Origin of the sequence: Streptomyces sp. KL116D (genome assembly GCF_030766975.1) — a bacterium.
Classification (GTDB): domain Bacteria; phylum Actinomycetota; class Actinomycetes; order Streptomycetales; family Streptomycetaceae; genus Streptomyces; species Streptomyces longispororuber_A.
Genome location: NZ_JASERH010000136.1, coordinates 655,073 through 681,912 on the forward strand (window position 1 = coordinate 655,073; position 26,840 = coordinate 681,912).

Here is a 26,840-nt window from a genome sequence, read left to right on the forward strand (position 1 = left end):
ACTCAGACGAACTCAAACGAACCAGCGAGAGCACGCTAGAAACCCAAGTGCACTTGAGGTCAAGGCCCGACCATCACGACCCGATGGTCACGTCCCTCCGCGCTTGTGGCGATCCCCCGGCGTTGAGAACATGCCGGTCATGTCCAGTTCAGTGGTGACCCAAGGCGACTTTGACGTGCAGGAGTTTCGCAGTCATGGCCGGGTCGACATTCGCAGCACGGTGGACCCGATCTCGCTTCAGGCCAGTCCGGTCCGGAAGGCAGAGTTCAAGGACGCACTCGGGTCAGCCGTCCAGAAAGCCACCAAGGGGATCTTCACCCACGACGTCGAAGTGACGCTGGTGTGGTTCCTCGACGAGTCCCGCCGCTACCAGACCCACTTGGTGGCCGATCTCGACAATGTCCTCAAGCCGATCCTCGATGCGGTCACCGGGCCCGCCGGCATCATGATCGATGACAACCAGATCCAGTCCATCCGCGCCTCCTGGATGACACCTGGACCGCCGACGGGCTTCGAGCTGCGGTTCACGGCGTTGACGGGTGACGACTACCAGGATCGTGAAGGGCTGTCCTTCGTAGAGTTCAGCGCAGATCGCTGCTACAGCCTGCCGCGGGCCGAGAGGTCCGTTCAGGCTTCTCTCGTGCGCGCATACGGAGCATGTCTGGCGGAGTACCAGAAGATGCTCGACGCGGGAGTCTCCGAGAGCGAGGCACGGATGGTGCTGCCCGTCGCGCGGCCGTTCCCGCGCGCACGGCTGGGCAGGTTCGAGGTTGCTCACCCTGCGGATTTCTGACCGCTCCAAGGCTCAGTGGCAGTGGGGAGCGGGTGACTTGCGTCGCCGGCGGGCCAGGTAGAACCCCACGTAGACCGATGTCACCACGAACATCAAGGCGAGTCCGCCCGCGGTCCAGGCCAACGCGATCGCGCCCCCGCCTCCGAGGTCCGCTTCGCGGACGGCCGTCTCGGGGTCGTCCGCCCGGTATCGGACGACCCATCGAGCGCCGTCGGAGCTCTTTCCGCCGCTGCTGCCGACCGGCAGCGTGGCCACCACGGCCCGCCCGTCAGCCATGAACTCGACCTGGCAGTGGCCGATCATGCAGGAGCCGGAGTGGACGAGCGTCGCCTGCGCCCGCTCCCCGTCCCGCAGGGACCGCAGGTGATCGGCCGCCGGGAACATCACCAGCAGCGACAGCGCCCCCAGAAGCAGAGCCATCACCATCGACACCACGATGCCCACGCGCGGCGACGGCTTGCCCGTGGCCGCGGCGTGGTCGTAGACGCTGGGGCCCTTCACTCTCGACAGGTCGTCCACGTCTCTCGCCATCCGATTCCGTCCGGGACACAGCGGCACGTCAATCACGTCACGTCACGCACGTCCGAGCACACGCGCAGCGCTCCGCCGCAGCTCTGTCGCCGGACGACACAGTGGGCTCTTGACCTGGCATGACTCGTTGATCTTTGCACAACCTCGCGCGAACGGCGTCGAGTTGATTCCCGCACGGCCCCACACCGCCTCGCTGCGCCCGGGCGCACGCACGAGGGGCGCGTGCCCCTCACGGCAAGGAGCGGGTGAGCCACAGGAGTTCGCCGCGGTCGTCCGCCGCGGCATGGTCGTGCTCGAACCCGAGCTTCTCCAGGACGCGCAAGGAGGGCGCGTTCCAGGGGCGAACGGTCGACCACAGCCGCGTCCGACCCGTCGCGATCGCGGCGTTCAGCACGGCAGTGGCCGCCTCGGTCGCATAACCCTGTCCGTGCACGCGGCGGAACAACTCGTAGGCGATCTCGGGCTCGTCGACAGAGGCCCGCCCGACCGTCAGCCCGCAGTAACCGATGAAGTCGCCCACATCCCGGCGGACGACGGCCAGCAGGGCGATTCCCGTCCGCACCGATGCGGTGCGCTGATCCTCGATCATCCGCCGGTTGTCCTCGATGGACGGCATACCACCGCCCCGCTCGGCGACGAGCGTGCGATGGGCATCCACATCCGACTCGGTCCAGGGCCGCAACGTCAGTCGCGCCGTGTCGAGTGGGAACGCCATCGGCGGGTACTCCATGGCGCCACCCTAGCCACCGCCCCGCCCGCCCCGCCCGCCCCGCCCCGCCCCGCCCGAGCCGAGCTGAGTGCGACGATCGCGCGACGCTATGCAGCGTTTGCATTTAACCCGCGTGTGCAACTATTGTGGTCGCTCGTAAGGCGCTACCGCATCAACGTCAACGATCAGGGGACCACACCGTGACCTCCATCCCCACCGTCACCCTCAACAACGGCGTCACCATGCCGCAGCTCGGCTTCGGCGTCTTCCAGGTCCCCGACGAGGAGACCACCGCCGCCGTCGCCACCGCCCTGCGCGCCGGATACCGCAGCATCGACACGGCCGCGATCTACGGCAACGAGCGCGGCGTCGGCCAGGCGCTCGCCGACTCCGGCATCGCCCGCGACGAGCTGTTCGTCACCACGAAGCTGTGGAACGCCGACCAGGGCTACGACGCCACGCTCGCCGCCTTCGACGCCTCCCTCGACAAGCTCGGCCTGGACCACGTCGACCTGTACCTCATCCACTGGCCGACCCCGGCCCGTGACCTCTACCTCGACACCTGGCGCGCCCTGGAGAAGCTGTACGCGGACGGCCGCACCCGTGCCATCGGCGTCTCCAACTTCCAGCCCGCGCACCTGGAGCGACTGCTCGGCGTCGCCTCCGTCGTGCCGGCCGTGAACCAGATCGAGCTCCACCCGGGCCTGCAGCAGGCCGAGTTGCGCGCGTTCCACGCCCGGCACGGCATCGCCACCGAGGCCTGGAGCCCGCTCGCCCAGGGCGCCGTCCTCGGCGACGACGCGGTCACCACGATCGCCGCGGCCCACGGCAGGAGCGCGGCGCAGGTCGTCCTGCGCTGGCACCTGCAGACCGGCAACGTCGTCATCCCCAAGTCCGTCACCGAGTCCCGCATCCGGGAGAACCTCGACGTCTTCGACTTCGAGCTGAGCCCGCAGGAGATCGAGGCACTCGGCGCGCTCGACCGCGGCCTGCGCACGGGCCCGGACCCCGACACCCTCAACTGACCCCACCCCCGCCACTCCCCTACTCGAACCCCCCACACGCAGGACAGATCGAGGTACCACCATGAGCATCCGCTCCCTGCTGCCGGGCCGCGTCGGCTTCGGCACCGCCCCGCTGGGCAACATGTTCCGCGCCATCCCCGACGACGAGGCCGCGGCCACCGTGCAGGCCGCCTGGGACCAGGGCATCCGCTACTTCGACACCGCGCCGCTCTACGGCGCGGGCCTCGCGGAGATCCGGCTCGGCGACGTCCTCGCCGACAAGCCCCGCGACGAGTACGTCCTGTCGACCAAGGTCGGGCGGATCATCCTCGACGAGGTCGAGGACCCCACGAGCCGTGAACTCGGCGAGAAGGGCGCCCTGTTCGAGCACGGCCGCCCCAACAAGATGGTCAACGACTACAGCGCCGACGCCACGCTCCGCTCCGTCGAGGACAGCCTGAAGCGCCTGAAGACCGACCGCCTCGACATCGTCTGGGTCCACGACGTCGCGCAGGACTTCTACGGCGACGCCTGGGTCGGCGTGTACGAGAGCGCCCGCACGGGCGCGTTCCGCGCCCTGACCCGGCTGCGCGAGGAGGGCGTCATCAAGGCCTGGGGCCTCGGTGTCAACAAGGTCGAGCCGCTGGAGATGACCCTCGACCTGGACGAGCCGCGGCCCGACGCCTTCCTGCTCGCCGGCCGCTACACCCTGCTCGACCACGAGCGGTCCCTCCAGCGGCTGCTGCCCGCGGCCGCCGAGCAGGGCGTCGACCTCGTCGTCGGCGGCCCCTACAGCTCCGGCATCCTCGCCGGCGGCAGCCACTTCGAGTACGCCGAGGCGCCCGCGCACATCGTGGAGAAGGTCGGCCGCATCAAGGCGCTGGCGCAGGAGCACGGCATCGGCATCAAGTCCGCCGCGATCCAGTTCGTCCTGGCCCACCCGGCCGTCGCCGCCGTCATCCCCGGGGCCTCACGCCCCGGCCGCATCGCCGAGGACCTCGCCGCCGCGGCCCAGGACGTCCCGTACGCCTTCTGGAAGGCCCTGCGCGACCAGAAGATCATCGCGAACGACGCGCCGGTCCCCGTGAAGGACGCCGCCTGATGAGCGCCGAACCCACCACGGACCCGGCCGAGGCCTCGACCACGGTCACGCTGGACCTGACGCACCCCGCCGATCACGTCTGGGAGCTCATCGGCGGCTTCGGGTCCCTGCCGGACTGGCTCCCGTACATCACGGACAGCCGGCTCGACCGCGGCGGCCGGCTGCGCACGCTGACGAACGCCGACGGCGGCGTCATCGTCGAGCGCCTGGAGACCTACGACGCGTCGGCCCGCAGCTACGGCTACTCCATCGCGCAGGCCCCCTTCCCCGTCAGGGGCTACCGCTCCACCCTCCAGGTCGTCGACCGGGGCGACGGCGGCTCCCGGGTGGAGTGGTCGGGCACGTTCACCCCGCACGGCGCCACGGCCGACGAGGCGATCGCCCTGTTCGAGGGCATCTACCGGGACGGTCTGGCCGCGCTGGCCGACACGCTCGCACGCCCCCGCGCCTGAGCGAGAGCCGTCACGACGGAGTCCCTGGCCCGATCGGGCCAGGGACTCCGTCGTTCACGTGCGCAGGCTGCGCAGGTCCACGGCGTCCGCCATGGCGCGCATCCCCGCGTCGTCGGGGTGGATGTGGTCGCCGGAGTCGTAGTCGGGGTTGAGGGCCGCGGGATCGGCCGGGTCGCGCATGACGCGGTCGAAGTCGATGACGTCGTCGAAGGCTCCGCCGGTACGGATCCAGTGGTTGACGTCCTGGCGGATCGCCTCGGCGGCCGGGCTGTAGTAGCCGTTGCCCTTGTCCGGCATCAGGGTCGCTCCGATGATCCGGACGTGGGCGCCGTGGGCCTCGTCGATCAGCGTGCGGTAGCCGTCGATGAGGTGCTGGGCGGTGAGGGGCGCTCCGTCCGGTCCGGCGTTGTTGCCGATGTCGTTGATGCCCTCGAAGAGGATCACGTCCTTGACGCCGGGCCGGCCGAGGGCGTCGTGCCGGAAGCGCTTCAGGGCGCTCACGCCCTGCCAGAGGTTGGGCACGTCGGTCAGGACGCGGTTGCCGCCGATCCCGGCGTCGACGACGCCGAGCCGCTGCGGGCCGTGGCCCGCGGCGAGGCGCACCGCGAGGAGGTCGGGCCAGCGGGTGTAGGTGCCGGTCGAGGAGTGGTAGCCGTCGGTGATGGAGTCACCGAACGCGACGACGGTGCCCTTCGCGGTCGACGGCACGACGTCGAGGCCCGCGAGGTAGTACCAGGACGTCGTGGTCGCCGTGAACGCCGCGGGGCTGTCGTCGGCGGTATGGTCCCCGGAGGCCACGTAGGTCGTGTCGAAGGCGTCCGAGTGCCAGGTCGACGTGCCGGTCGGGCCGGGCAGATGGAGGCTGACGAGCAGGTTCTGTTCGGCGCCGACCGTCATGGGGACGGCGTCACTCACCGCCTCCGCGCCCGCGTCGACGGTCAGTCGCCCGGATCCGCCGAAGGTGACGCGGCGGCTCGTTCCGGTTTTCGCCTCGCCGCCGCTCGCCTGGACGGCGACGTCCACGGCGTCGACGCGCAGCGGCTCGGGGCTGTAGCGGTTGGACAGGGTGATGCGGGGCTGCGAGCCCGCGACGCTGCTGTGCACCACCATGCGGAGCGTCGTGTCGGTGAACGACGGGCCGCCCGTGGTCATGCTCGGCGACCATGCGGCGACGCGCCGTCCGGTGGCGTCGGGCGCCGCGGCGGTGGGTGGGGCGGTGGCCAGGCCGAGCGCCAGGAGCATGCCGAGCAGCGGCGCGAGGGCTCTGGCGCCCGTTCGGCGCCCGCTCCTCGCCGGACGGCGGTCGGGCCTGCCGGGTCGTCGGCTCATTCAGACCACCAGACCCGTGAGCGCGGCCGTCTCGCCGGGCTTCAGCGTCACGCGCGTACTGCGGCCGCCCGCCGTCACGGTGGTCGTGCCGCCCGCGGCGCTGTGCAGGGACGCCTCTCGTACCCGGCCCCGTTCCCAGGCCATGTCGAGGGTGAACCCGCCTCGCGCGCCCGCCCCCTTGACGGAGCCGGCGGCCGCCCACGCGTCGGGCAGGGCGGGAAGCAGTTCGATGTGGCCGGGCCGGGAGTAGACGAGCATCTCCAGCATGGCCGTCGGCGTGCCGAGGTTGGCGTCGATCTGGAAGATGGCGCGGGTGTCGGAGACCCGGTACATGTCGAAGAAGTTCATCGCGGTGCCGGTGTCGCCGCCCGCCCAGGGCTTCAGGTTGGTGAGCACCAGGTCGTAGGCGTTGTCGGCGTGCTTGAGCCGTGCCCAGCACGCGGCCCGCCAGGCGCACGCCCACCCGTAGCTCTCCATGCCGCGCGCGGTGAGCAGTTCGGTGGCGCCCTTGAGGATGACGGGGTCGCCGGCGTCCGGGCGGATCCGGTCGCCGGGGAAGAGGTTGATGAGCGGGGAGAGGTGCCGGTGCGTGGTCTCGCCGAGGTTGTCCTCGCTCATCCACTCCTCCAGCCAGCCGGTCTTCGGGCTGACGCGCGGCAGGTAGAGGCGTTCGCGGAGGGCGGCGACGGTCGTGGCGTGTGCGGTGTCGCGGCCCAGGGTGCGGCACGCCTGCTCGTAGTGGCCGAACAGGGACCACAGGAGTTCCTGGGTGTAAGTGATGCCGCGGGCGTCCTGCGGACCGTGCTCGGGCGACCAGTCGTGGTCGTCGACGAGGACCTGGCGGCCGTCGACCGTGGTCTCGATCAGGCGCGCCTCCCAGAACTCGCAGGCGCCCTTCAGCAGGGGGTGGATGCGTGCGAGGTAGGCCGCGTCCTGGGTGAACTCGTAGTGCTCGTAGAGCGATTCGCACAGCCAGGCGTTGCCCGCCGGGTGCCACCACCAGCCGAGGCCGCCGTACGGGTTGGTGGAGAACGCGACCGTCCAGCCGGCGACCTCGCCCGAGGTGTTGCGGTAGCGGTTGCGGGGGTCCTGGAACTTCTCCTGGGTGACCTTGTTCCACGCGGGCAGCTGGGCCAGGCAGTAGTCGGCGAACGCCGTGAAGGTGTCGCTGTCACCGGCCCGGTCGGCGAGCCAGTAGTTCATCTGGATGTTGATGTCGGTGTGGTAGTCGCCCATCCAGTCCGGGGTGTTGCCCTCCAGCCACACTCCTTGGAGGCCCATGGGCAGTCCGTCGCGCGACCCGCAGAGGGTGAGGTAGCGGCCGAACTGCAGGTAACTCGCCTCCAGTTCGGGATCCGGTGCCGCTCCGGCGGCGGCGCGCGCCTTGAGCCGCGCCCAGGTGTCGAGCCGGCGCTGCCGCGAGGTGGAGGAGCCGAGGTCGAGGGTGAAGCGCTCGTAGCGGGGCCGGTAGTCGGCGACGTGCGTGTCGCGCAGGACGGTGCCGGAGTGTGCGACCGCGGCGCGGGCCTTGGTCCGGGCGAGCTCCAGGGGGTCGGCGCCCGGGTCGCGGAAGCCGTTGGCGTGGTCGGGGGCGTAGTCGGTGCCGCCGCTGATGACGATCACGACTTCGGCGCAGTCCGTGAAGGTGACCCGCGAGCCGCTCGCGGCCACCTCTCCCCCGCCCTGGCCTGCGGCCGCCGTGGCGGCGGCCGCGTAACGCAGGCCGTTGCCGAGGGTCGCGGCGAACGAGGCGACGCGGCGAGCGGCGTCCGGGGTGGTCGACTCGCCGTGGGTGCCGGACAGGGCGAGGGCTCCGGTGAGCTTGCCGCCGCCGCTCTGGCTGAGCCGGATGACGAGGGCGTCGTCGGGGGCGCTGACGAACATCTCCCGCGTGTAGCGGACCTTGCCCTTGGTGTACGTGGTGGTGACCAGGCCGTTGCTGAGGTCGAGGGTGCGCCGGTAGTCGGTGACGGCCGCGCGGTCGTGGCCCGGCATCATCAGGGTCGTGCGCGCGAGGAGGGTGAGGCTTCCGAAGTCGTCGCGACCGTAGGGGAGTTGGCCGTCCGAGTCGGGGGTGTCGTTGGCGCCTCCCGTCCACATCGAGGCGTCGGTGAGGTGGCAGATCTCGGCGGCCGGGTCGCCGCCGACGAGGGCGCCGAGCCGGCCGTTGCCGAGCGGCAGGCCCTGCTCGATGAGGAGCTCGTCGTCGGCGGGTTCCGGGTACCAGAGGGTGGTGGCCCTGGCGGCGGGGACGAGGGGGGAGCCGGCCGGGCGGCGTGGTGCGGCGTGCGCGCTGAAGGCGGGGACGCCGCTCAGGGCGAGGGCGGCGCCGAGTCCGAGGACGAGGCGGCGGGACGGTCCGGTGCTCATGGGTGCGGGGATCCTTCCGTGCGGCGGCAAGGGAGGCCCGGCGCGGCGGCGACGGCCGCGCCGGACCGGAGGTGAGCTGGGACCGTCGGCTACGACAGCTTGATCAGGCGGGAGCCGTGCGCCGGCACGTCCGACGCGGTCCAGCCGCGCTTGAACGAGCCGAGGTTCTCGCGCGCGACGACGTCCCGCAGCCGCTGGGGACCGTGCACGCCGAGGTCCTTGAAGTCCACGCTGATGGAGGCGGGCGACGAGCCCATGTTGTAGACGGCGAGGTAGGTGTCGCCGCCGACCTTCTTCGTCCACACCTGCGTGTCGCCGTCACGCAGCTGCTTGGGCAGCACGGCGGCCTGATCGACGGCGATGACCTCGGGGTTGGTGAGGATGGCCCGGGCCTTGTCGTCGAGGAAGTAGATGTCGCCGCCCACGTACAGCGGGGCGGACGCCATCGACCAGAAGGTCATCACGGACTGCCGCTCGGTGTCGTTGATGCCGTCCTGGAGGCCACTGCCGGTGTTGTTGTTGATCGGCATGGAGTCGAGGTCGGCGAGGTAGTCGGGGGCGCGCACCTTGTCGAGCCACTTGGGCAGGTCGGTCCACCGGTCGTCGACGGAGCTGGTCCAGCTGCTGGTGGTCTCGCAGTAGCACTCGACGTCGGTGTCGACGCGCACCCCGTTCGCGTAGGGCCGCAGGCCGTCACCGGCCTCCAGGTCGACGGGCCAGGCGCTCGCGGTCAGCCACATCTTGCGGCCGCTGTGGTCGATGGCGGTCGACCAGGCCTTGATGTCGGCAACGTTGTCCTTCGTCACGCCGTCGATCTTGATGAAGTCGACGCCCCAGGCGGCGAGCCGGGCGACGATGGAGTCGATGTAGTCCTGGGCGCACGGGTTGGAGTAGTCGATCTTCCAGCTGCCGCCCCACTTGTTGGTCGGGGTCAGCGGCTTGACCGCGATGTCCTGGGCGTGGCAGTCGGTGCCCAGGATCGGCGCGTTCTTGTCGTAGACCTCCTTCTCCAGGCCGGCCGCCCCGTACAGGCCGAGCTTGAGGCCCTTGCCGTGCGCGTAGTCGGCGATCGCGCCCATGCCGTTGGGGAAGCGGTCCTTGTCGGCGTCCGGGATGCCGTTGGCGTCCGAGTGGTAGGTCCAGTCGTAGGTGAAGTTCCAGCCGGCGTCGATGTTGAGGTATTTGTAGCCGGCCGAGGACAGCTTGCCGCTGAGCGCGTCGGCGGCGTTCCTGATGTTGCCCTCGTTCAGCCAGCGGGTGCCGTAGCCCTCGCGGGAGGACGACTCCACGCTCCAGCTGCTCCAGCCCATGAACGGCTTCACGTACGGGGTCTTGGCCTCGGCCGAGCCGGCGGACAGCGCCAGGGACAGGGGCAGGGTGCAGGCGGCGGCGAACGCCAGGGTACGGGTGCGGGATCTCACGGAAGTGCCTCCAGGCGGTGGGGAGTTACTACGGGTGAGCTACGACTTGAGACCGGACATCGCGATGCCCTGGACGATGTGGCGCTGCGCCACCAGGAACATCACCACGAGCGGCAGGATCGCCACGACCGTCCCGGCGAACAGCTCGGGCAGGTTGACGGTCTGGGACGTGAGGAAACTGGACAGGGCGATCTGCACGGTCCAGCTGCTGGGGTCCTGGCCGATCATCAGCGGCCACAGGAAGGAGTTCCACGCCTCGATGAAGGAGAGCGCGCCGAGCGAGGCGATCATCGTGGTCGAGTTGGGCAGGATGATCCGCCCGTACACACCGAGGTAGCTGAGGCCGTCCAGGCGGCCCGCTTCCTCGATCTCGGCGGGGAAGGACAGGTAGAAGCTGCGGAAGAGGACGACGGCGAAGGCGTTGAACACGCCGGGCGCGATCAGCCCCCACATGGTGTTGACGCCGCCCAGGGAGCCGACCACGACGAACGTCGGCAGGAACGTGACGGCCTGCGGGATCATCAGCGTGCCCACGATGACGGCGAGGACGGCGGAGCGGCCCGGCACGGCGATCCGGGCCAGGGCGTAGCCGGCCATCGACGCGAACAGGGTGGACAGCGGTGCCGTGATGACGGCGATGACGAGGGAGTTGACGATCGAGCGGCCGAAGGGACGCTCCGGGTTGTCGAAGAGCGAGCTGAAGTTGTCCCAGTGGAGCGCGGACGGCAGCCAGTGCCAGTCGGTGGCGGTGACCTCGGGCGTGCTCATGAAGGCGTTGCGCAGCAGGACGTAGAACGGGATCAGGAAGACCGCGGCCAGCAGGCACAGCACGAGGTACGTGAGGGCGGAGCCGAGGGCGCCGCCTCGATATCGGTTCATGACTTCAGTCCTTGTCGCGGGCGAACCCGAGGATGCGCCCCTGCAGGAACGTGACCAGCACGATCAGCAGTGTCAGCAGGAACGCGCCGGCCGAACCGACGCCGTAGTCCTGGTCCTGGAGGGCGACGCCGTACAGGTGCGTGAGCGGGGTGCGCACGGGCTCGCTGCCGAGCGAGGCGCCGGTGGAGAAGATCGCGTAGAACTCGTCGAAGGCCTGCAGCGCCGCGATGAACATCAGGAGCAGGATGGCGATGGAGGTGTTGCGCAGCATGGGGAAGGTGATGCTGCGGAAGGTCCGCCACGCTCCGGCGCCGTCCAACGAGGCCGCCTCGTAGAGGTGCTGGGGGATGGACTGGAGTCCGGCGATGAACAGGATCATGTAGAGGCCGACCTGGAGCCAGAGGCGCAGGGTGACCAGGACGATCCAGTACAGGGGCGGGCTCTGGGTCTGGATCCACGGGGTGGGGTCGGCGCCGAAGAGGGCGCCGAGGGTGTTGGCGAGGCCCGAGGGGACCCCGCTGAACAGGGCCATCTTCCAGATCATCGCGGCGGCGACGTAGCTGACCGCGGCGGGCAGCAGGAACGCGGTGCGGAAGAAGGACCGGCCGCGCCTGACCCGGTTGACCAGGACGGCCAGGGCGAGGGACGCGACGAAGGTGAGGGGGACGATGAGCGCGGTGAACAGCACGATCATCGTGAGCGAGTCGCGGAAGCGCTCGTCGGCGAGGAGTTCCTGGTAGTTGTCGAGCCCCACCCAGTTGCCGAGGGCGATGGTGCGGCGGGCCTCGCTGAAGCTGAGCAGGAAGCTCCAGCCGATGGCGACGTAGCGGAACAGGCCGAGGCCGAGCAGCATCGGCGCGGTCAGGACGATGAACGCGAGGGCCTTGGACCGCCGTTCGGTCAGCCGCCGACGGCGCGGGGCCGCGGCGGACGCGGGGCGCGCCGCACTTCCCCGTAGGGGCGTGGTGACGGTCATGCCGGGTCAGCCCATCTGCTTGTCGAGTGCGCTCTGCGCGGTGGCCTGGGCCTTGCTCAGGGCCTTCTCCGGCGCGGCGCCCTTGGCTATCTCGGCTGCCGCGGCGATGAAGGATGCCTGCATCGCCTGGGTCCACTCGGCAGGGAAGGAGATGCCGTTCTTGTTCGCGATGGCCACGGCGTCCTTGGCGGCCCCCTTCTTCAACTCCGGCGTCTTCGCGGCGACTTCCGCCTGCGGCGGAACGTGGAAGCCGTACTTGACCGCCCAGTCGATCTGGATGTCGGTCTGCTTGATCCACAGCCACTGGAGGTACTTCTTGGCCTCCGCCACGTGCTTGCTCTTGGCATTGACCGCCTGTGTCCAGCCGCCGAGCCGGGCGACGGGCTTGCCTGCGGAGTCGTACGCCGGCCAGGGCACGACGCCGAAGTCGTCGCCGAGCTCCTTCTCGATGGCGGGCAGCGACCACATGCCGCCCCACTGCATGGCGGCCGCGCCCTGGTTGAAGGCGCCGGGGTCGTACCAGTCGGTGGTGAAGCCGAGCAGTACCGACTTGTCGGAGTGCAGTTGGTGCAGGCCGCCGATGGAGCGGGCGGCGTCCGCGTAGACGACCTTCTTGCCGTCGATGAGGTCGACGCCCTGTGACCAGGCCAGCAGGTAGGGGCTGTCGCCGATGCCGTCGTTGCCGATGAACAGGCCCTTGACCCCGTCGGTGGTCAACTTCTTCGCCGCGTCGACGAGTTCGGCGAAGGTGGTGGGCGGGGTGACGCCGGCCTTCTTGAGCAGGGACTTGCGGTAGTAGAGGACCATCACGTCGTCGATGGTTTTGATGCCGTAGAGCTTGCCGTCGACGGTGAGGTAGTCGAGGTCCGCCTTATTGAAGCCGCCCTTGGCCGCGCCGTAGACGTCGTCGAGCGGTTCGAGCTGGCCGGCCCGGGCCATCTCCGCCCGGAAGTCGCCGAGTTCGAAGATGTCGGGGGCGTCGGCGCCGAGCAGCGCCGCGTTCAGCTTGGTCTCGTACTGGGAGGTGTCGGCGCCCCACACCACGTTGATCGCGACGTCCGGGTTGGCCTTCGTGTACTGCTCCGCGTACCGCTTGACCGCGGCCTGCGTGCCCTCCTCGCCGTACTGGTGGTACCACTGCGTGAGCGTGACCTTGGCGCCCTTGGCGGCGGCGGTGCCCTGCGGGTTGCTGGAGCAGGCGACGGCCGCGCCCGCGACGAACAGGAGGGACGTGCCGAGGAAGCCTCGGCGGGACAGCGCGGAGCTGGCGGACATGGCAGTGCCTTTCCGGGGACGGACGGGTGTGGTGTCTGGGCGCTGAGCGTGTGCGACGTCGGTCGGGTCTGGTGCGTGCGGGTCAGGTGCGTGCGGGTCAGGTGCGTGCGGGTCAGGTGCGTGCGGGTCAGGTGCGTGCGGGTCAGGCGGTGAAGAGCGACTGGATGCCGACGGCGGCCGCGCCGCGCGCCCATTCCTCCCAAGGCAGTGGGCGCACGATGAGCGGGCAGCGGGCGGCCGCGCCGAAGACCTGCGTGGCGAAGGCGGCGCGGATCTGCTCCTCGAAGAGGTCGTACGCGGCCAGGCCCTCGCCGGAGACCACGACGCGCTCGGGGCCGACCACATTGACGACGGCGGCCAGGCCCAGACCGATGGCCTGCCCCGCCTCGGCGAACACGGCGCGCACGGCCGTGTCTCCGGCGTGGGCGCGGTCCATGGCACCGGTGAGGTCCAGGGCGTCGTCGCCCGCGGCCGCGCGGGCCCGGGCCACGATGGCCTGTTCGGAGGCGATGGCCTCGACGCAGCCGCGGCCGCCGCAGTGACAGTCGGGGCCCGAGCCCGCGGCGACCGGGATGTGCCCGATCTCGCCGGCGACGCCGAAGCCGCCCGCCACCACGTGCCCGCCGACCACGAGTCCGCAGCCGATGCCGGCGCCGACCGTGACCAGGGCGAAGGAGTCGGCGCCCACGCCTTCACCGAACCACTGCTCGGCGACGGTGAGCGCCTTGACGTCGTTCTCCACCGTGGTGGTCAGCCCGGTCGCCTCGCCGAGGAGTTCGGCGAGCGGCACCTCGCGCCAGCCGAGGAACGGCGAGTAGCGCACCACTCCCCCGGCCCGGTCCACGTCACCCGAGACCGACACCCCGAGGGACTGCGTCCGCCCCTGGAACTCGGGCAGCAACTCGGCGACCAGCGCGGCGATGTCGGCGACCACCGCATCGACCTCGTTGCCGGACACGGGCATCCGCCGGGCCGCCCTGACCTGCGCCCGCAAGTCCGTGACGACGCCGATCAGTTCGTCCGCGGTGACCTTGACGCCGACGAAGAACTCCCGGTCCGCGCGGACGGCGACGGGGTGTGCGGGCCGTCCCGCCCCCTCCACCGCCCGCTCCTGCTCGGGCAGTTCCTCCAGGTACCCGGCGTCGAGGAGCGGCCGGACCGCCTTGGTGACGGCGGCGGAGGAGAGTCCGGTGATTCGGGCGATCTCGGGGCGGGCGACGGGTCCGCGGGTCAGCACGGTGGTGAACACCGAGTGGGCGGCCGGGGACGAGAGCACCTGCGCTCGGCTCAGCAACATGGAGGCAACGTAGGGGTAATAATTTCCTTCGTCAATATTTGATTTCAAGGAATCCGGGGCCTACGCTCCGGCCCATGTCTCAGGTGTCCTACGCAGCGTCCAGCCGCACGTTCCTGCTCACCACGCCGTCCACGTCCTACGCACTGCGCATCGCCGAGGACGGCGATACCCCCCAACACCTGCACTGGGGCGGCCCTTTGACACTTGATCAGGCCGCCACCCTCACGCCGTACGACGGGGTCACGAGCAGCTTCGCCTCAACGGGCGGCGAGGAACTGGCCGTTGAGGCGGGACCGCGCTTCGGCCCGCCCTCGCTCCTCGTCCGGTACGCGAACGGCGCACGCGGCGTGGAGTGGGTCCACGAGGGCCACCACATCGACGGCGGCCGTCTGGACATACGTCTGCGCGACCGTCACCATCCCCTGGAGATCACCCTCCACTACGTCGTCCACGACGACAGCGACGTCATCGAGCGCTCGCTCTCCCTGCACCACGGCGGAAAGCCCGGCGACGATCCCGTGGAAGTGCTGCGCGGCGACGCCGCCTGCTGGTCCGTACCCGCGCGGTCCGCCGAGCGCCTCAGTCACGCGGTCGGCGACTGGTCGGGCGAGACACAGCTGCGGCGCACCCCCGCCCCGTACGCCGAGACGACCTTCACCAGCCGCCGCGGCATCAGCAGCCACCAGGCCGCGCCGTGGCTGATGGTCGACGCGGGCGACGCCGACGAGGTGCACGGCGAGGTGTGGAGCACCGTCCTCGCCTGGTCCGGGAGCTGGCGGATCACCGCGCACCGGGACCACACCGGGGGCCCGCTCACCGTCACAGGCGGATCCGGGCACGACGGCACCACCTGGCACCTGTCACCGGGCGAGACGTGGCGGTCCCCCGTGTTCGCGGGACTGTTCAGCACGGGCGGCTTCGGCGCCACGAGCCGGGCCTGGCACGCGTACACCGCGACCCACGTCCTGCCACGGCCCGACGAAGTGCGGCCCATCGTCTACAACGGCTGGGAGGCCGCCGGCTGGGACGTCACCCTGCACGGCCAGACCGAACTGGCCGCGCGGGCCGCGGACCTCGGCGTGGAACTCTTCGTCGTCGACGACGGCTGGTTCGGACAGCGCACCAGCGACGCCGCGGGACTCGGCGACTGGCACCCCAACCCGGAGCGCTTCCCCGACGGCCTCACCCCCCTCATCGACGAGGTCCGCACACTCGGCATGCGGTTCGGCCTGTGGGTGGAACCCGAGATGACCAACCCGGACAGCGACCTGTACCGCGCCCACCCCGACTGGGTGCTGCACCAGCCGCACCGCCGCCGCACCGAACTCCGCAACCAGCTCGTCCTCAACTTCGCCCGCCCCGACGTCACCGACTGGGCCCACGAGTGGCTCGACCGGCTGGTCGGCGACCACGCGATCGACTTCCTCAAGTGGGACATGAACCGCGCGTTCACCGAGGCCGGCTGGCCGGGCGCGCCGGACGGCGAACGGCTCTGGGAGGCGCACACCCGCGGCGTGTACGCGGTCATCGACCGGCTGCGCCGGGACCACCCGCACCTGCGGATCGAAGGCTGCTCGGGCGGCGGCGGCCGCGCCGACCTCGGCATGCTCGCCCACACCGACCAGACCTGGATCTCCGACAACACCGACGCCGTCGACCGGATCGCCATCCAGCACGGCTACAGCCAGATCCACCCCGCCCGCACCATGTCCGCCTGGGTGACGGACAGCCCCAACCCCCACACCGCCCGCACCACCCCCCTCCGCTTCCGCTTCCACATCGCCATGGCCGGCGCCCTCGGCATCGGCGGCGACCTCACGCGCTGGAGCGCGGACGAACTCGCCGAAGCCCGCGAGCAGATCGCCCTGTACAAGGACGTCCGCCCCGTCGTGCAGTTCGGACAGCAGCACCGCCTGCCCGATGCCGTCCAGTACGTCCTGGACGACCGCGCCGTGATCATCGCCTGGGGCCCGGCCCGTACCCTCCGACTGACCGGCCTCGATCCCGCAGCACGGTACGAGGACCAGGACACCGGCGCGGTGCACGAAGGGGCGGTGCTGCTCGGGCACGGGCTGCGGCTCGCCCCCGAGAAGGGGGATCATCCGAGCGTGCTGATGCGTCTGCGGCGCCGATAGCCGGTAGCCGGTAGCCGACGCACCCGGGGCGGGCGCGCCGACCTACCGGCCCGCCCCGGGTCACAGGCCGGCAGCGGTGAGGATGCGGTACATCCGGGTCGGCGGTAGTGCGGCGTTGGCAGCGGCATCGTCGGCGACCTGCGGGTCCGGGTCGGACAGCAGTTGCTCCAGCAGGTCGTCCGTCGTGTTGGGGTGACGGGCGACCCCGCGGCGCACGAAGGGCTCGGCAGCGGTGGCGAGTCGCCGGAGGCCCGGCACGGGCAGGTCCGCGTCCTGAAGGGCGACGTAGCGTACGTGGGGATCTGGTTCGTCGAGGAACGTGCGCAGCACGTGCCGGGGGAAGTTGGGGTGCTCGACGAGCGGCGGCCGGATGTGTGACACGTCGCCGTGTCCTCGCACCAGCGCTTCCAGGACGTCCGGTGGGGTGTCCGGCCGGCGGGCGGCAGCGCGGCGGACCGCGAGGTCCGGATCGTCGTCCAGCCGACGCCATGCTTCTTCGGGGAGGTCGCGGCAGGAGGCCAGTACGCGCCGGAACGCCGTGTGCCGACTGTCCAGGTAGGTCATCCGCTCGTCGAGAGGCGCTGCGCGCAGCCAGCCAGGTTCGGCGAAGTTCCAGCTCAGAGCCACCTCGGCCGCAATGTTTCCCTCCGCGCGCTCGGCTTCCACGAGCGCATACAGTCGGTCCCGGGTCGCGGCGTCCACATGGCGACCCTGCGCCACCGCGACCCGCACGAGCGGGTCGTCGATCGCCATGAGCCGCTCGGCCATCTCCGCCGAGAGATGGGGGTTCTCCGCGACAGCCTGATACGTCTCCTCGTCCTCGCTCCCCAGGAGCCGCGCGAACTGCTCCGACGTGAGCGGGACGTAGCGCGCCACGTTGTTGCGGACGGCAGGGGCGGGGTCGGCCAGGCAACGTTCCCTCCACTCCGGCGGGACACCTGGCTGCCGGTGCTCGGTGGCGGCGGCACGGACCTGCGGATCCGGGTCGGCGAGCAGTGCCACCTGCACGGCGAGGGGCCGGTCGGACCAGGCCCGGGCGACCGCCGCGCGCAGGCTCGGACTCGGCGCACCGACGAGCTCCGTCCGGGGCCGGCCGTAGGCTTCCTCCAGGGCGTCGATCCCGATCGTCACTTCCCGCTCCACCTGCCGCGGACGAAGTCCGCGTACCCGTCGCGGATCGCCGGATCGGGATGCCCGGCGATCCGCGCGCGCATCGCCGCGGAGATCCGGTCTCCGTGGAGGCCCACGGCGGTGCTGTCGTCGCCGTGCGTCAGCAGAGCTTCGACCACGGCGTCCGCCAGCCGCCCGGGACGCAGCGAGATCCCGTCCCGGCCGGCCGCATGTGCGGCCAGGCGCACCAGGACGTCGTGCGGGGCCGCCGGGTTCCGCCCCAGGCCGGACAGGTGCGGATGAGCGAGGCTTGTCATGCGCCCAACCTAGCGAGGCCCCCTTCGCTGAAGGTCAACAGCCCGTTCTCCGTGACGAGATGCTGGGGAAGACATTGAATGCCGGTTCTCGGTCAGTCCCCGGTCAGCCGGGCGGCGGCCTCCCAGTTGCGCAGCCACAGGACGAGGTGCCAGTCCTGGTCGTTGGCGAGCGGGTCCGCCGTGTGCGCGGCCCGTCCGTCGACGGCGGACGGCATGACGAAGGCGCAGGTGGCCGAGCCGTCCTCGCGATAGTTGGCCATCCCTGCCCGCAGGATGTGCGCGGCGATGCCGTCCGTGTGATCGGTGCGCAACTCTTCGGGCAGGCGTAGCAGTGTGCAGGCGGTCAGGGTGCTCCAGTGGTGCGGGAAGACGTCTCCCCACAGCCGGTCGGCTCCGAACCAGTAGCCGTCCCAGTGTCTGATCGGGATGCCGTGCAGGCGCACGTGCGGCTGTGGGCCGGAGAAGGCCAGCAGCCATGGCAGTCGCTCCTTGACGGCGGTGAGGAACACCGGGTCGCCGGTGAGCCGGTGGGCGTCGGTCAGCAGGTCGAGCAGCGGGGCGACCATGGACTGTTCGTAGGCCACTTCGTGCGGCGGCAGGCGCGGGCCGGCCTTCACGAAGTACCGGGCGCTGTCGAGGATGTTGCTCCGCAGGGCGTCGGCGCGGCGGTCCTGCCCCGGCGGCCCGAGAGCGTCGGCCACGGCGGAGGCCGTCTGCGAGAGCCCGATCGACAGGTGCTCACGGCCGCCGAGTTCGAAGTTGCGTTCCAGGATGCGGGCGGACAGGTCCAGGTCGGCGTCGTCCCCGGCCAGTCCGTACCGGTCGTGGAAGAACTGGGCGAGCCACGGGGAGTCGTAGAGCCGCGGGCCCAGGTGCCCGAGTTGTGAGCCGCGCCGGGGGGCCGCGGTCTCGTCCAGCAGGTGCGCTCGTGCGAAACGTGCCCAGCCGTCGAGGAGCGGCCCGGTCGTGGTCCTGTCCAACCACCCGATGTGAGTGCCCAGTTGGAGCAGCAGCGGCATGGCGACGCGCTCGGATCCGTCGCTCCAGTCCGCCCAGCCGTTCGCCGGCTGGGTCAGGCCGGTGCGGGTGTCGACCGGGACGAAGGCGTGGCCGAGCAGCCCTGGGCGTTCCCGGGCGACGTGGTCCTTCATGATGACGCGGGCCCGGCGACGGACCATCTCGTCCACTGGCAGGTGGAACAGCACTTCGCTCCGTGCTCCGCCGCCGATGTGCACGGGGTAGGTGCCGTGCACTTCGGCGGTCAGCCGGTGCCGCGTCGGGCTCTCACGCACTACGCGCACGGCTCGGTCGGGGCAGTTCACTTCCTGGCCGCCTTCCACGACGAGGTCGTGTCCGGTCTCGGCGGCGTACACCGGCAGTCGGGCGGGAGCGCGTGTGGCGGCGAGGAAGGCGTCCGTCGAGTCGTACCAGCCGAGTTCCCACTGGAGGACCCACTCCTGACCGGGGGCGACGACGACGGGTGGCTGACCGCCGAACGCTTTGGGGTTGCGTGCGCGATCGGTGGCGAGGAGCACCAGGTGGCCGCGGACGTTGGACAGCGTGTCCTTGTTCCGGGTCTCCACGGCGTACGCGTGCAGCGCGCCCTCGCGCACGATCAGTCCGAGGCTGCGCCCTTGCCCCGACATCGGCTGGGCCAGGGCCCAGGCCCAGCTTCCTCCCGTGAACACATGGGCGTGTACGGCGCGGTCGAGTGCCCGCTGGGCGCCTTCGTAGAGATCGGCGAACGGTGTCTGGACCCCGAGCCCGGTGATGGTGAGCGGTGTCGTTCCGGTGTTGCGGAACGCGTACCGCTCGACGAGCCTGTCACCTGCCACTGTGCGTCGCACGTGGAGCCGCAGGCCGGGCACCAGGTCGTACTCGGCCTCGACCGCGCCGGCTTCGATCCGCAGGGCGTCCGGCGTGTGCCACCTGGCACTCCCCCGGTCGGACACGACGTGCCCGGATCCCCATTGGTGGGTGCGGTCGTGCCAGTGCGCCAAGGCGGTGTCGAGCAGGAAGGCACGCCGGGGCCATGCCTCGTCGACGAAGCGGTCCGGTGCTCCTGTCTCAGGGTCCAGCACGGCATGCCCGCCTCCGAAGGCCAGCAGGTGTTCCGGACGGTCAGGAGTGGATTCCACGTCGACTCGCTTCCTCGAACTGATGGGGCTGAGATGCGGTGGAGCGCGACCGGAAGACGCCGATACAGTCATCTCCGAGAGTTGAAACGACTCAATTCCGTGATTCGAGCTGAACGCTATGAAGCAACAGGCACAGTGTCAACAGCCTCGACAGGAGGATCACGAAGCGCCTCGCGCTCCACCCACCCGCTACCCAACTGCACGGTCACAGCGGCGAGTTCGAGCACGTGCGAGCGGAGTCACCGGACGATCGCAGCAATCTGCACCGAGATATTGACGCGTGCTCAAATCTGCATCAAGGTGCAGGCGCTGGGGGCGACGCCTGCCGTCGGACGGCCCGCGCCCCCTCTCCCGCGTGACCTCCTCGACGCTGAAGGGAATCAGTCATGCCTTCCACCCCATCGATCCGCAGAGCCACGCACACAACTGCCCTGGTCACCACCGTGGTGGGACTGGCGACGCTGCTGGCGGGCCCCGCCCATGCCACGCAGCGCCACACCCCCGGGCTGCCGCCCGAGTGCTCGGGAACCACCAGCATCGTCTGCCACTTCGACGTGCCTCCCGGCAACTACACCGTCAATACCCTGCTCGGCGGACGGGCCGCGGGCAGCACCAGCGTCTCCGCCGAGACGCGCCGTGCGATGCTCCCGGAGACCTCGACCGCCGCCGGCCGCGTGACGCCGCGCAGCTTCACCGTGAACGTCCGCGACCCCGAGGGCGAGCCGACCGGGCCCACGGGGAGTCCCGGCCTGGATCTGCGGTTCGAAGGAGCCGCCCCGCAGGTCGCCGGGGTGAAGGTCACCCCGGCCAGGCGGGTGCCCAAGATCCTCCTGGCCGGCGATTCGACCGTGTGCGACCAGGCCGCCGAGCCCTACACGGGATGGGGTCAGGAGATCACCCAGTTCCTCCGGCGCGGCATCTCGGTCGCCAACTTCGCGGACTCGGGCGAGTCGTCGCAGACCTTCGTGGACGACCCGGCGCTGTTCGACGCCCTCGAAGCCCAGATCCGCAAGGGCGACCTGGTACTCATCCAGCTCGCCCACAACGACAAGACCACCACGGCCACCGACTACCGCAGGAACCTCACCACCATGGCGCAGCGGGTCAGGGCCAAGGGCGGCGAACCGGTCTTCGTCACTCCCATCGTGCGCCGCCGGTTCAACGGCGACGGCACCCTCAACTCCGTCGCCCTGCACGTCATGGCCGCCGACCTCCCCGTCGAGATGCGCTCCCTGGCCGCGGAACTGGACGTACCCCTCGTCGACCTGACGGCCAGGACCCAGCAGCTCGTCGAGAGCCTGGGCCCCGCCGGGTCCGCCGACCTCTACCTGACCAACATCAACGGGGACAACACGCACACCTCGGTGTACGGAGCCACCACGTTCGCCGGTCTCGTGCTGGAGGACCTCAAGGCCCAGAAGCTCATCCCCGCAGCCGTCGTCCGGTGACCCGTCCGACGAATCGGAGTGTGCCGATGAGACCGTCCCGACCCGTGGCACGAGCTCTGCTGAGCTCGGCCGTCATCGCGAGCGTCATCGCCGTCATCACCGGCCCGACCGCCGCGTACGGCGCACCAGCACCTCACACGCCGCGCCCGGCGGCCGACGGCGTGTACTACGTCGCACCCGGTGGCAGCGACAGCGCGGCCGGTACCAAGGACTCCCCCTGGGCATCGATCGCCCATGCCCAGACCGTCGCCGAGCCGGGCGACACCGTCTACCTCCGCGGCGGCACGTACGACTACACCCACGCCACCACCAGCTGCGCCGGGCAGACCGCCCGGGTCGACGCCGTCACGCTGGACAAGAGCGGCACCGCGGGCAGCCCGATCCGCTACTGGGCCTACCCCGGCGAGGTCCCTGTCCTCGACTTCACCGGCATGACGGACGACTGCCGGATCAAGGGCGTCGACGTCACCGGAAGCTGGATCCACCTGAAGGGTCTGGAGATCACCGGTGTCCCGCAGAACAACACCCTCAACCACGAGTCCTGGGGCGTGTGGAACTCCGGCAGCAACAACACCTACGAGCAGCTCGACATCCACCACATCATGGGTCCTGGCCTGTTCGTCCAGGGCGGTGGCGGCAACCTCGTCCTGGACACCGACTCGCACGACAACTACGACCCGAACAGCTCCAGCGGTGCCGGGACCAATGCCGACGGGTTCGGCGCGCACATCCCCGCGAACAACCCCGGCAACGTGTTCCGGGCCTGCCGGGCCTGGAACAACTCGGACGACGGTTTCGACCTCATCAGCGCACGGTCGTCGGTGACCATCGATTCGTCATGGGCGTGGTCCAGCGGCTACGTCCCGGGCACCACCACCCGGTCCGGTGACGGCAACGGCTTCAAGGCCGGTGGGTACGGCGGCACGTACGTCACGGGCGGGGTGAAGCACACGGTGCGCCGGTCCGTCGCCTTCGGCAACCGGGCGGCCGGCTTCTACGCGAACCACCACACCGTCGCGAACGACTTCTTCAACAACACCGGTTTCGCCAACCACCCCGACTTCAACATGCTCGGCGTCTCCCCCACCGGCGAGGCCACCGGTCTGGGCAACCTCCGCAACAACGTCGCCTACGGCGGCACGCCGACGTCGAACATGACCGGCACGGACGCGGACCACAACACGTGGGACCTCGGCACACCGCTGTCCGACGACCAGTTCCAGAGCGTGGCGACCACCGGGTGGGACGCCCCGCGCCGTCCTGACGGCGGTCTGCCCGACCTGCCGTACCTGCGGCCCACGGCGACGAGCGACCTGATCGACCAGGGCACGCCCGTGGGACTGCCGTACAAGGGCCGGGCTCCCGACCTCGGCGCGTTCGAGGTCTCCTGAACCACCCCACGTCGAAGCAACTCGATTCGCTCAGCGCACGACTGAGGCCCGCTCGGGGTGCCGAGCGGGCCTCAGGAGGTCAGCGGGTCGCGGGGCAGGGGGCGGTTCAGACGGTTCCGCAGGACGACCTGATCGTCAGGCGGGGCTGCAGGAGCATCTGACGGATGGGTACGGCAGCCGGATCCGGCGCCGCCAGGCGGTCGAGGAGCAGGCGTGCCGCGTACTCGCCGAGCGTGTGCTTGGGCGGGGCCACCGCGGTGAGCGGGACGTCGGCGAGGGACGCGATCTCGTCGTCGTACGCGATGAGCGCCAGGTCCTTCGGGGCCTGGAGCCCCTGCAGCCGCATCCGGCGGAGCAGTTCGATCGCGTCGTGGTCGGAGTGGACGAGCGCGGCCCGGACACCGCCGTCGCGGCAGGCGCTGAGGAACTGGTCGTAGCACTGCGTCGCCTCGGCCGATCCCAGCGTCGGTCGCCCGCTGTCCACGACCGGCACGTCCGCGTCCAGGCCGAGGTTGTCCAGGGCCGCCCTGTGCCCTTCGCGCAGCAGCGCGGCGGTGGGGCTCCCGTTGGTGAACAGCGCCACCTTCTGGTGACCGAGTCCGGCGAGGTGCCGTACTGCGGCGAAGGCGCCCTGGCGGTGGTCGGACGCCACGAACTCGCAGGCCGCGAAGGGGTCGTGGGGCTGCCGCTCGAGCAGTACGAAGGGAAGCCCCAGGTCTTCGAGGTCCCGCAGGTCCTTCTCCGGCAGATCGTGGCCGCCGGGCAGGGCCACCAGGAGCCCGGAGACTCCCGATGCGGCGAGTTCCGCGATGCGCTGTGCGTCGCTGTCGCCGCTGTAGTCGGAGAGGGTAATCACCACCCGGGCTCCCCGCTCGGCCGCCACGGCCTGGACGCCGGCGACGACCCGCGGGTAGTAGTACGTCGCCGACGGCACGATCAGGCCCACCGTCGGCCCGTCCGGCACGACGGCCGAGCGGGGCGCCGGCACGGCGGCCCGCGCCGGAGCCGCGCCGTCGTGCGTGGTGGCCAGCATCGCGCCACCCCGTACGCGGCTCAGTTTCCCTTCGTTCTCCAGGTCGAGAAGGTCGCGCCGGACGGTCGCGCGGGAGACGCCCAGGCGTGCTGCGAGGTCGATGACCTTGAGGCCGCCGGACGCCTGCAGCTCGTTGAGCAGTTGCTCACGTCGCTGGGCGACGAGCATGTCAGTCATGAGGCTCCCTCTGGTGAACAATTCTTGACGATCGTAGAGGAAGCTGCTCGATCATGCTCCGAGCTGGGGCGTTCCCTGCGACAGGTTGTCGTCGATGTCAGATTTCGTCACCGACGAGGGCCAGGCACTGGATGGCGGCCAGGCCGAACTGGGCGCTGGCGTTGGCTGACAGACTGGCTTCGTCGACCGGGTTGAGCACGTCCGGGCCCTCGACACGGTGTGCGGAGAAGTCGTGGTCGTCCGGGTACCCGGCGTGGCCGGTCCGCAGTTCCTGCCAGGCCCGCTCGGCCAGGGCGGTGTCGTCGAGCTGGCTGGCGGCGTAGGCGGTGGCGCGGGAGTAGGCCTGCCGCAGGTTGAGGTTGCCCCAGTCCGAGCCCGTGGCCTCCTTCTGCTCGGCCTTGGTCGCGTTGTACAACCGGCAGAAGTTCACCCACTGCTTCGTGACCGTCTCGTCGTCGGTGAGGGCGACGACCTCGGTCATGACCTCGATGAGACCGAAGACCGAACTGAGCGATCCCACCGACACGCTGGGCTCGCCGGGTCCGGTGAACTTCCCGTCGGCGAGGTTGTAGGTGATGGCTCCGCTCTGCACCCAGCCGTTGGGCAGGGCCGCGATGGTCCGCGCTCCGTTGAGGAGCTTCTTCTTCGCGATCGGGTTGCCGCCCCGCTCCCATTCGGCGAGCCAGGCCATGGCCAGCGCGCCCCAGTCGGTGGTGGTGCTGACCGGCATGGCCTTGGGGTCGGGCTCGAACGGGTCGCCCTCCCTGATCTTGCGGCCGGGGTCGAGGACGAGGAAGCTGCGGTCGGCGTCGACGAGTTCGTGGAGGATGTCGCCGACCCGCTCGTCGGCGGTGAGGAAGTAGTGGAAGCGCTTGTAACCGGCGTTGCTGATGCGCACCTGCTTGGCGCTGTCGCCCCAGTGCATGACGCCGTGCCGGGTGCCCAGGCCCTGATACTTGCCGATGTGGTACATGTCCACCTCACCCGTGTGACGGGACATGGCCTCGACGAAGCGGAAGGCCGTGGCGTCGCCGGTGCGCAGGTAGTGGTACCAGAGCCACAGGTCCGTGGAGAGCTCGGAGTTGTCCCAGGCGTAACCGCCGACGTCGTACGACCAGGTGTGCCGGGTGCCGTCGTAGCTGTGCATGATGTCGCCGTAGTCCCAGAACCCGTACCAGGAACGCTGGTCCACCTGACCGCGGTGATAGTCGTGCATCGCCTGCAGCTTGTCCTCGAGCACGGCCTTGGCGGCGGCGGTCCGGTCGACCGGGCTCCAGGAGCCGAACACCTTGGCGGAGTGGTTGTGCTCGGGGCTGCTGGCCGGCAGCGGGGGTGTGGCGTTGGCGGCCGCGAGCTGGGAGAAGCGCTCGGCGGTCGGCGTCCCGCCCAGGGCCCAGAAGGTCATCTCGGTCGTGCGGGCCACGCCGTAGGGCGTGCCGAAGCCCGGCTCGTAGTCCTCGTACGTGATCTCCAGGGCGTCGAGCTGCTCGGGGTAGGTGTCCTGGCCCATCCCGTCGTGGTAGAAGCGCAGGTCCATGGCGCCGGCCCGCGGCGACCACATCCACACCGTTGTCTGCGCCTCGTCCCCGGCGGCGCCCTCGATCTGCAGCTCGGTGGGGTGCAGCTGCCAGAAGTTGCGCATGCCGAAGGCGAATCCACCGCTCGGCGAGCCCACGTACGCCAGGCCCTCGGCGCGCTTGCCGCCGTCGACGCGGACCCAGGAGTGGCCCAGCTTGGTGCGCTTGCGCAGTTCGAAGCCGTGGGCGTTGAGCTGGCTCAGGCTGTAGTCGCCCCACGCGGGGATCCACTGCAGGCGGGAGGTGACCCGGCTGTCCCAGGTGCTGGTGGCCGGGGTCGCCCTGCCCTCGTACTGCGCGGTACGCACGGCCGCCCCGGGGTCGCGGCGCAGCCCGGTGATGCCGCGCACCGCCTCGGAGAGGACGCCCTTGCCCTGGCCGGCGAAGCGGACGTGCCGGTCGTGCAGTTCGCCGCGCATCGGCACGGTGAAGCGGATGCCGAGCCCGTTCAGGAAGTCCTTGTTCTCGTTGCCGTCGAAGACGAAGGTGTGCACGGTGCGGATCGCGTCGGATCCCGCGTAGAAGTAGAACCGCACGCTGAAGGGCAGCCAGGCGCGGCGTCCCTTCTGGTGCTTGCCCTCGACCTTGATCACCGCGCGGACGGGTCCGTCCTGCTCCACCGTGACGGAGCTGACGAAGCCGGTGAAGGATTCTGTCTTGATCACCGGGGCGCCGTCGGTGTCGGGCCGGTCCTGCCGGGACGCGACGAGCCGGCCGTCCTTGGCGATCACCGTGTCGCCGCGGCGGATGGTGGAGATGAGGCGGTCGCCCTTGCGCGGGAAGACCACGTCGATCACGCCCGTGCTCACGGTGTACTGGTCACGGCCCGCGTGCACGGTGACCGCGTCGTCCACCGTGGCCGGCTCTCCGGCGGCGAGCGTGTAGGTGGCGGCGCGAGGGGCCGTCGAACTGAGCGCGTGGGCCGTCCACTTGACCGAGCCGTCCGGCCAGTAGCCCGTCGGCCAGCTCTGCACCGGCACCTGCTCCCCCGACGGCGTGGCGAGGGAGAACTTCTGGTCGGGGCCGAAGGAGCCGGCCGGCCACGGGACTCCCCACGTGGCTCCGCCGGTCAACTCGGCCGGGGTGTCCTTCTCCAGCCAGTGGAGGGTGACCGGGTCGTGCCCTTCGGCTCTCAGCGGGGTGCTCGCGGCCCGGTCGCGCACCTGGTCGGCGCGCGCCGCCGAGGGCGGAGTGAGCAGGACAGCGGCTCCGCCCGCTGCCGCGCCGGCAAGCATGGATCGTCGGCTGATCTGGACCACAGGGTTCAACTCCCTTGTGACGGCGCCACGATGACGCCATGCGGTGAGCGAGGAAGCACGGACGGGGACGCCCTGATCCGGCCGGTGGTGAGGCGCTCGCGGTGATCGGGGGATCAC

21 protein-coding genes are annotated in these 26,840 nt (G+C 70.6%); 7 read left to right on the top strand and 14 right to left on the bottom strand.

The genetic code is table 11. The features are described from left to right. The first annotated feature begins 139 nt into the window (after positions 1-139). Positions 140-793 carry a RusA family crossover junction endodeoxyribonuclease gene (locus RBJ77_RS51580; RefSeq protein WP_372351299.1) on the top strand — a complete coding sequence of 218 codons (654 nt, stop codon included), beginning with the start codon at positions 140-142 and terminating at the stop codon, positions 791-793. 12 nt (positions 794-805) lie between these two features. Here RBJ77_RS51580 and RBJ77_RS51585 read toward each other — a convergent pair whose 3' ends face one another. Both RBJ77_RS51585 and RBJ77_RS51590 read right to left on the bottom strand, forming a co-directional pair. Then, positions 806-1,324 (bottom strand): hypothetical protein, encoded by a 519-nt coding sequence (locus tag RBJ77_RS51585; protein ID WP_372351300.1) that lies wholly within the window; start codon positions 1,322-1,324, stop codon positions 806-808. A 229-nt stretch (positions 1,325-1,553) separates the two neighbouring features. Then, a complete protein-coding gene (locus tag RBJ77_RS51590; RefSeq protein ID WP_372351301.1) occupies positions 1,554-2,054 on the bottom strand; it encodes a GNAT family N-acetyltransferase in 501 nt (166 codons plus the stop codon). Positions 2,055-2,275: 221 nt separating this feature from the next. On the opposite strand from RBJ77_RS51590, the gene RBJ77_RS51595 reads away from it, so the two are divergent. From RBJ77_RS51595 to RBJ77_RS51605, 3 genes are all read left to right on the top strand, one after another. Then, positions 2,276-3,058 carry an aldo/keto reductase gene (locus tag RBJ77_RS51595; RefSeq protein ID WP_372351564.1) on the top strand — a complete coding sequence of 261 codons (783 nt, stop codon included), beginning with the start codon at positions 2,276-2,278 and terminating at the stop codon, positions 3,056-3,058. Between the two features lie 61 nt (positions 3,059-3,119). Next, positions 3,120-4,139, top strand: coding sequence for an aldo/keto reductase (locus tag RBJ77_RS51600; RefSeq protein WP_372351302.1), 1,020 nt, complete (start codon positions 3,120-3,122; stop codon positions 4,137-4,139). Continuing rightward, positions 4,139-4,591, top strand: a complete 453-nt coding sequence (locus tag RBJ77_RS51605; protein ID WP_372351303.1) for an SRPBCC family protein — start codon at positions 4,139-4,141, stop codon at positions 4,589-4,591. Before RBJ77_RS51600 ends, RBJ77_RS51605 begins: the two co-directional genes overlap by 1 nt. Before the next feature lie 54 nt (positions 4,592-4,645). Here the strand turns inward: RBJ77_RS51605 and RBJ77_RS51610 are convergent, their stop codons facing one another. The 7 genes from RBJ77_RS51610 to RBJ77_RS51640 form a co-directional block, all read right to left on the bottom strand. Further along, complete coding sequence (locus RBJ77_RS51610) at positions 4,646-5,920, bottom strand: SGNH/GDSL hydrolase family protein (RefSeq protein ID WP_372351304.1); 1,275 nt, start codon at positions 5,918-5,920, stop codon at positions 4,646-4,648. Beyond that, positions 5,921-8,290 carry a glycoside hydrolase N-terminal domain-containing protein gene (locus RBJ77_RS51615; RefSeq protein ID WP_372351305.1) on the bottom strand — a complete coding sequence of 790 codons (2,370 nt, stop codon included), beginning with the start codon at positions 8,288-8,290 and terminating at the stop codon, positions 5,921-5,923. Positions 8,291-8,379: 89 nt separating this feature from the next. Beyond that, the gene (locus RBJ77_RS51620) at positions 8,380-9,711 is read right to left on the bottom strand and encodes a glycoside hydrolase family 27 protein (RefSeq protein ID WP_372351306.1); all 1,332 of its coding nucleotides are present in this window, start codon (positions 9,709-9,711) and stop codon (positions 8,380-8,382) included. Positions 9,712-9,750: 39 nt separating this feature from the next. Continuing rightward, positions 9,751-10,590: a carbohydrate ABC transporter permease gene (locus tag RBJ77_RS51625; RefSeq protein ID WP_372351307.1), complete on the bottom strand. Its 840-nt coding sequence runs from the start codon at positions 10,588-10,590 to the stop codon at positions 9,751-9,753. 4 nt (positions 10,591-10,594) lie between these two features. Further along, on the bottom strand, positions 10,595-11,566 hold the full coding sequence (locus RBJ77_RS51630; protein WP_372351308.1) for a carbohydrate ABC transporter permease: 972 nt from the start codon (positions 11,564-11,566) through the stop codon (positions 10,595-10,597). Positions 11,567-11,572: 6 nt separating this feature from the next. After that, positions 11,573-12,841, bottom strand: coding sequence for an ABC transporter substrate-binding protein (locus RBJ77_RS51635; RefSeq protein ID WP_372351309.1), 1,269 nt, complete (start codon positions 12,839-12,841; stop codon positions 11,573-11,575). A gap of 142 nt (positions 12,842-12,983) precedes the next feature. Then, entirely contained in the window at positions 12,984-14,138 is a 1,155-nt protein-coding gene (locus tag RBJ77_RS51640) for an ROK family protein (RefSeq protein ID WP_372351310.1), read from the bottom strand. A gap of 74 nt (positions 14,139-14,212) precedes the next feature. Between RBJ77_RS51640 and RBJ77_RS51645 the strand changes: the two genes are divergently transcribed. Continuing rightward, entirely contained in the window at positions 14,213-16,273 is a 2,061-nt protein-coding gene (locus RBJ77_RS51645; protein ID WP_372351311.1) for an alpha-galactosidase, read from the top strand. A gap of 60 nt (positions 16,274-16,333) precedes the next feature. Here RBJ77_RS51645 and RBJ77_RS51650 read toward each other — a convergent pair whose 3' ends face one another. The 3 genes from RBJ77_RS51650 to RBJ77_RS51660 all read right to left on the bottom strand — a co-directional run bounded on the left by RBJ77_RS51650 (position 16,334) and on the right by RBJ77_RS51660 (position 19,781). Then, entirely contained in the window at positions 16,334-17,404 is a 1,071-nt protein-coding gene (locus RBJ77_RS51650; protein WP_372351312.1) for a hypothetical protein, read from the bottom strand. Beyond that, positions 17,401-17,700, bottom strand: coding sequence for a hypothetical protein (locus tag RBJ77_RS51655; protein ID WP_372351313.1), 300 nt, complete (start codon positions 17,698-17,700; stop codon positions 17,401-17,403). Before RBJ77_RS51655 ends, RBJ77_RS51650 begins: the two co-directional genes overlap by 4 nt. 92 nt (positions 17,701-17,792) lie before the next feature. After that, positions 17,793-19,781, bottom strand: coding sequence for a hypothetical protein (locus RBJ77_RS51660; protein ID WP_372351314.1), 1,989 nt, complete (start codon positions 19,779-19,781; stop codon positions 17,793-17,795). A 443-nt stretch (positions 19,782-20,224) separates the two neighbouring features. On the opposite strand from RBJ77_RS51660, the gene RBJ77_RS51665 reads away from it, so the two are divergent. Both RBJ77_RS51665 and RBJ77_RS51670 read left to right on the top strand, forming a co-directional pair. Then, positions 20,225-21,286 carry a rhamnogalacturonan acetylesterase gene (locus RBJ77_RS51665; protein WP_372351315.1) on the top strand — a complete coding sequence of 354 codons (1,062 nt, stop codon included), beginning with the start codon at positions 20,225-20,227 and terminating at the stop codon, positions 21,284-21,286. Positions 21,287-21,330: 44 nt separating this feature from the next. After that, the gene (locus RBJ77_RS51670) at positions 21,331-22,677 is read left to right on the top strand and encodes a right-handed parallel beta-helix repeat-containing protein (RefSeq protein ID WP_372351316.1); all 1,347 of its coding nucleotides are present in this window, start codon (positions 21,331-21,333) and stop codon (positions 22,675-22,677) included. A gap of 106 nt (positions 22,678-22,783) precedes the next feature. Here the strand turns inward: RBJ77_RS51670 and RBJ77_RS51675 are convergent, their stop codons facing one another. Both RBJ77_RS51675 and RBJ77_RS51680 read right to left on the bottom strand, forming a co-directional pair. Then, positions 22,784-23,887, bottom strand: a complete 1,104-nt coding sequence (locus RBJ77_RS51675) for a substrate-binding domain-containing protein (RefSeq protein WP_372351317.1) — start codon at positions 23,885-23,887, stop codon at positions 22,784-22,786. Between the two features lie 97 nt (positions 23,888-23,984). After that, positions 23,985-26,699, bottom strand: coding sequence for a Tat pathway signal sequence domain protein (locus tag RBJ77_RS51680; protein WP_372351565.1), 2,715 nt, complete (start codon positions 26,697-26,699; stop codon positions 23,985-23,987). Positions 26,700-26,840 lie beyond the last annotated feature (141 nt).

Bases quoted from the DNA above. Each gene is read 5' to 3' on its own strand.
- RBJ77_RS51580 (WP_372351299.1), top strand. From the start codon at position 140: ATGTCCAGTTCAGTGGTGACCCAAGGCGACTTTGACGTGCAGGAGTTT.
- RBJ77_RS51585 (WP_372351300.1), bottom strand. From the start codon at position 1,324: ATGGCGAGAGACGTGGACGACCTGTCGAGAGTGAAGGGCCCCAGCGTC.
- RBJ77_RS51590 (WP_372351301.1), bottom strand. From the start codon at position 2,054: ATGGAGTACCCGCCGATGGCGTTCCCACTCGACACGGCGCGACTGACG.
- RBJ77_RS51595 (WP_372351564.1), top strand. From the start codon at position 2,276: ATGCCGCAGCTCGGCTTCGGCGTCTTCCAGGTCCCCGACGAGGAGACC.
- RBJ77_RS51600 (WP_372351302.1), top strand. From the start codon at position 3,120: ATGAGCATCCGCTCCCTGCTGCCGGGCCGCGTCGGCTTCGGCACCGCC.
- RBJ77_RS51605 (WP_372351303.1), top strand. From the start codon at position 4,139: ATGAGCGCCGAACCCACCACGGACCCGGCCGAGGCCTCGACCACGGTC.
- RBJ77_RS51610 (WP_372351304.1), bottom strand. From the start codon at position 5,920: ATGAGCCGACGACCCGGCAGGCCCGACCGCCGTCCGGCGAGGAGCGGG.
- RBJ77_RS51615 (WP_372351305.1), bottom strand. From the start codon at position 8,290: ATGAGCACCGGACCGTCCCGCCGCCTCGTCCTCGGACTCGGCGCCGCC.
- RBJ77_RS51625 (WP_372351307.1), bottom strand. From the start codon at position 10,590: ATGAACCGATATCGAGGCGGCGCCCTCGGCTCCGCCCTCACGTACCTC.
- RBJ77_RS51630 (WP_372351308.1), bottom strand. From the start codon at position 11,566: ATGACCGTCACCACGCCCCTACGGGGAAGTGCGGCGCGCCCCGCGTCC.
- RBJ77_RS51635 (WP_372351309.1), bottom strand. From the start codon at position 12,841: ATGTCCGCCAGCTCCGCGCTGTCCCGCCGAGGCTTCCTCGGCACGTCC.
- RBJ77_RS51640 (WP_372351310.1), bottom strand. From the start codon at position 14,138: ATGTTGCTGAGCCGAGCGCAGGTGCTCTCGTCCCCGGCCGCCCACTCG.
- RBJ77_RS51645 (WP_372351311.1), top strand. From the start codon at position 14,213: ATGTCTCAGGTGTCCTACGCAGCGTCCAGCCGCACGTTCCTGCTCACC.
- RBJ77_RS51655 (WP_372351313.1), bottom strand. From the start codon at position 17,700: ATGACAAGCCTCGCTCATCCGCACCTGTCCGGCCTGGGGCGGAACCCG.
- RBJ77_RS51665 (WP_372351315.1), top strand. From the start codon at position 20,225: ATGCCTTCCACCCCATCGATCCGCAGAGCCACGCACACAACTGCCCTG.
- RBJ77_RS51675 (WP_372351317.1), bottom strand. From the start codon at position 23,887: ATGACTGACATGCTCGTCGCCCAGCGACGTGAGCAACTGCTCAACGAG.
- RBJ77_RS51680 (WP_372351565.1), bottom strand. From the start codon at position 26,699: ATGCTTGCCGGCGCGGCAGCGGGCGGAGCCGCTGTCCTGCTCACTCCG.